The sequence below is a fragment of the Moorena sp. SIO3H5 genome (genome assembly GCF_010692395.1).
Classification (GTDB): Bacteria; Cyanobacteriota; Cyanobacteriia; order Cyanobacteriales; family Coleofasciculaceae; genus Moorena.
This window is the reverse complement of record NZ_JAAHHS010000517.1, coordinates 1-4654: the sequence shown is the minus strand read 5'-3', so window position 1 is coordinate 4654 and position 4654 is coordinate 1. Positions and strand designations below refer to the sequence as shown.

The window sequence follows — 4654 nt, the reverse complement described above, 5'->3', positions numbered from 1 at the left end:
TCCTAGGGATTGCCGTTCTGCCTCCCGCCTCGACTATGACGCGCGCGATGAACTATACAACTTTGTGGGTTTTCGTGTGGCTCGGGGTGTTGGGAGGAGTTAGCCATAATCAGCCAAGTCATTACTATTCCCGATTCCCGACTCCCGATTCCCGACTCCCGATTCCCTCTTGATAATGTCAAAAAAGTCCAAATTTACAATTCGGCGGTTAACCGAAGCAGAAGGAAAACCCTCACCGGCAAAAGACCCCCAGCCCACCCCTAAACAGCCTTCATCAGAGACAACAACCTCAAAAACACCAGCATCTCAACGGTTATTAGATTCATCTACAGGGGGGCATTTTGGGAGTGCTAATCATGTTCTGGCATTCTTAGGGTCAGTTTTAGGTACTAGGTTATCAGATGCAGCAGTTGTCCGCCGGGCACCCCAGGGAAAATGGTGGGCAGAAGTGGCTGTTTCCCATGAGCGTATCGCCCCACTAATTTGGACAGCGGGAGGTAGACCCTTTGCTTGTCATCATCAACAATGGGTAAAGTTGTCCCTTTCAGGAGAGTTGCCTAGTCAGGATCAAGACACACAAACCTTAGATGTTAGCACTTGGTCAATTGTAGAATTAGCAGAATTATTAGCAGAAGCGAGTTTACCTCCTAGTCGTTATCAAAAAGCCACTGTCTTAGAGGTTGTCACCCCTGGCTCCCTAGGTCGGTGGATTTTGGGTCGTGCCACAGCTTTAGGTCTAGAGGTAACCCTGACCAGCGCCTCACAACAGCCCCTTAATAATAACCATAATAATAATCATCAGGAAAGCTCCGGAGTTTTATTGATGCGACTGCAGTCTGATGGCAACCGCACCATTCCCGCTGCTCTAGTCCATCGTTTAACCAGCTTACCCTATACTACAGTAGCAGTCCCGGTTTTAGAGACTGAAAGGGCAAGAATTTTGGTGGATGTGCGCCATCGCCTCCCCCTAACTCCTAGTCTGATTGAGCCAATGATTCCCGAAGATGAAATTTGGGTATTGGGAACTGCTGATCTAGGCCACTGGCGACTACGCACTATTGGCAATCAGATAGACGGAGGGTTGCTTTTAGATGCACCTCAACTGCCTAAAGCTGAAGCTCCTTCCTTAGTTTCTAACCGATTACCAAAGCCTATAGCTGTGCAGCTTGTGCCTCGTCCTAGACCTAGCCAAAAAGTGGATGCAGTGCTACTGGATGATACAGAACTATCGTGGGTGCGCTCCCTGCTAATGGCAAGACCTGTAGGGGAAATGGCTTTTTTGTTACCAGGACCAGGATACCATCTTTTAACTGCACCAGGGGGCTTACCTACACAAATCCCCCTAGGTATTCCCTTAATCTGGATAGGACCAAGCTCCCTCTATTTAGAGTTAGGTATGGACTTTTATCCTTCGTTACCTAATGGAGCTCGTCAGCAGCGATTTAACCTAAACTCCGAGGCTGCTGTGGTGGTGGCTCGTAATCAAACATATCGCTTTAATATAGCCGAGATGACTCCAGCTTGGACACTCTGGGTAGGGGAAGTTCCCCAGGTGAAAGCAGGACTTTCCAAACCAGGTAAACAGTTGCTCAATAGCATTTCTAAACAGTTGCGACAACGGGAAACCAAACCGTGGCTCCAGGAACTTTTTCCACCTAAACCGGATATTACTAAAGAAGTTGGAACGTTGGAACAGGCACAGCAAGCAGAATTGAAGGGAGATTTAGTCAAAGCCGCAGCTTTGTTAGAAAATGCCGGTTATTCAGCACAGGCGGGTCGGTTGTATGAAAGGATTGGGAAGAGGAGGGGAAGGTAGAAGTTATAGCAATTCTACGACTTGTGAGGTACAAATTTCTGGTTTTTAGGGAGCAGGGAGCAGGGAGCAGGGAGCAGGGAAGAAGGAAAAGGGAAGAGGGAAGAGGGAAAAAATAATGTGTACCTCATGAGTCCTAGAAACGCTATAGAAGTTAGAAGTTAGAAGTCAGAAGTTAGAAGTTAGAATTTAGAATTTGGAAAAAATTAATCACAATATTTTTATAGTTATGTATAGCAGTCGAAGTAAAGCTTAAGACATATTTCTGCTCCCTGCTCCCTGCTCCCTGCTCCCTGCTCCCTTTCAAGCAAAATACTCTGTCCTAAACTATACTTCGGTTGCTATACATTAACAACATGAGTCACTATGCAAAAGGACAATTTAATTCCTACATTACTCGTCAAGCTAGAACTGTAGGTCGGAAAGTAATTCACTCTACTCCTACCCAGTCTTTACCGAGTAACCTTAGCCTACTTCCCACGGCTCTAGCACAACTACAGCGACTTAGCATTTATCCCCCCTTATCCCTAGTCCAAGACCTCCTAGACCTCACTGGTGGTCGTACCGTTCATAAGTCCCTGTCTCAACTGGCAAAAGATTCTAACACCGGAATTCCTGGATTAATTGCCCTGCGCTGGCCTGCTCCTGCACGGATAGGAATGGTAGCTTTGTTGCTACACAAACTCCCTCTCACGGACTGGGAACCTCCCTGTGGTATCTCTCCCAGGAAAGTCTGGGAAGCTCTCAAAGCTGGCCTAAAAGGGAAACCCATTGAGCCAAAAGCCCCACCAACCCCGATTTCCCTCTTGCAAGAGTCTGCCAAACACATCGATGAGCGCCTCTTATCTTTACTTGCTATTCTCGGTCCTCAAGCTGTAGAAGCGGAACCGGCTTTACCCCTACGTTTATTGTCCCGTGTCCAAGACTTGCCAGTTTTGAATTCCATTCAACGCCAGTTATTAGGAGTACGCATCTGTTTCGGCGAGCATTCAGGACGTGCCATTGGCAATGCACCGGGAGTAGAACGAGGTCAGGTAAGTGGTGTAGAGACAGCTAGCCGCACGGATTGGAATTCCCTACTTCCCAGCCAATTAGCCATGCCCAAATCTTTATTTAGCTACCGTTACCAACGGGGAGAATTGTTATTTCGTACCCGTGAACTGGCTGAACCACCACGCCTTCGTCCGACCGTCTTGCTGTTGGATGTCACTCCCCCTGTGTTTGGTCCAGTTGAAGCTCTTACCCGTATGGCAGCTTATTCTATCAGTTGTTTGTTACAACAAGCTAGAATACCGGTTGTTTTAGTTACCACTGGCGAAGACGAAGAACGGTTAATAGAACTGAATAATTCAATTGATTTAATCTCAATTTGGACACAACGCTCCATGGAACCCCCTAATGAATTACGGAGTTTGAAACTCGCTGATGCAGTCCGAAGCAATCTCAGAAATGAAAGTGGACTTGAACCGATGATCTTATTATTAACTCAGCCTTGGTTTGGTGCTGAAGCGAAAATCCCACGGATTCAAGGACTGCGGGGACTTTTTATTCAATATCCCTCCTGCGATGTAATTCCGGCACTTGGTAGTTTATGCGAAAGATGGGAGAGTGTCGGTGCTAGACAAAAAGAAGAGTTAGGTCAAATTTTGGGATATCTGATCGGCTAGACCCATGCCAGGAATCAGTGTGCCACAAGACGGACAATGGTTATCTATAATTTTATTTTCCAACAACTTAAAACCATGACGTTTAATTAAAATTTCTCCACAGTTGGGACATACTGTATCCTGTTTCCCTTTTTCCAAAAAGTTACCAAAATAAACGTATCTTAATCCTGCTGCTAGTCCAATGTCACGGGCTTGGTATAGAGTTTCAATGGGTGTGGGTGGTACATCTTCCATTTTGTAGGCTGGAAAAAATCGTGTGATGTGCCACGGCGTATCAATCCCTAATTCCTGGGCAATAAATCCTGCTATATCTTCTAATTCCCCAGATTCGTCATTAATACCAGGAATAACTACAGTAGTCACTTCTAACCATATCCCAAGAGATTTCATTAATTTGAGGCTATCCAATACAGGCTGCAATCTACCTCCAAACTGTCGATAGGTTTGGTCTCTAAAGGCTTTTAAGTCTACATTAGCGGCATTTAAATAGGACTGACAAACGTCCAGCATTTCCTTGCTCATAAAACCATTGGTTTTAAAGAGATTAAAAAGTCCGGCTTGGTGAGCTAAAGTAGCAATGGCGTGAACATATTCAAAAAAGATAGTTGGTTCAACATAGGTATAAGCAAGACTACGACAACCCACCTGAAGTGCAGCCGCAACAATTTTCTCAGCTGAAGCCTCAACCCCAATTGCGGCAAACTCCTCTGTTGACATTTGGGAGACTTGCCAATTAGTGCAATATTGGCAATGAAAATTACAACCACTTGTGGCTATAGAATAGGTGGTTGAACCTGGATAGAAGTGAAATAATGGCTTCTTCTCAACCCGATCTATATTCTGAGTTACAGTACGACCAAAGACCAGGGTATAAAGGGATCCTCCCCGATTTTCGCGCACCTGACAGATGCCTCTTTTGCCTTGAGGAATAAGGCAGTAATGAGGACACAGTTGACACAAAACACTCCCTTCTTCCTGCTTCTGATATAGCATGGCTTTATTGGGATTGTTTAATTGGTAGGTGTTACCGTTCATTATGGCAAGAATCTGGGGGGGCGACATGAGAGCTAAAAAGTAGACTGTATAAGCTTCATAGCTCTCATACCTCGTAAATAATTATCGAGCTTATGACGACTTAAACGCATTAACTTATCAACTAATTCCCAACATTGCG

Annotated in this window: 3 protein-coding genes and 1 pseudogene; 2 read left to right on the top strand and 2 right to left on the bottom strand. The window is 45.4% G+C overall.

All coding sequences use genetic code 11. The features are described 5' to 3' along the window. Positions 1 to 175: 175 nt before the first annotated feature. On the top strand, positions 176 to 1816 hold the full coding sequence (locus F6K52_RS32640; RefSeq protein WP_293088680.1) for a hypothetical protein: 1641 nt from the start codon (positions 176 to 178) through the stop codon (positions 1814 to 1816). Between the two features lie 353 nt (positions 1817 to 2169). Further along, positions 2170 to 3480, top strand: a complete 1311-nt coding sequence (locus F6K52_RS32635; RefSeq protein WP_293088678.1) for a hypothetical protein — start codon at positions 2170 to 2172, stop codon at positions 3478 to 3480. Here F6K52_RS32635 and amrS read toward each other — a convergent pair. After that, entirely contained in the window at positions 3448 to 4515 is a 1068-nt protein-coding gene (gene amrS / locus F6K52_RS32630; protein WP_293088682.1) for an AmmeMemoRadiSam system radical SAM enzyme, read from the bottom strand. The two genes, F6K52_RS32635 and amrS, sit on opposite strands and share 33 nt — an antisense overlap. Before the next feature lie 12 nt (positions 4516 to 4527). After that, positions 4528 to 4654: pseudogene (locus F6K52_RS32625) on the bottom strand (IS4 family transposase); the annotation flags it as partial.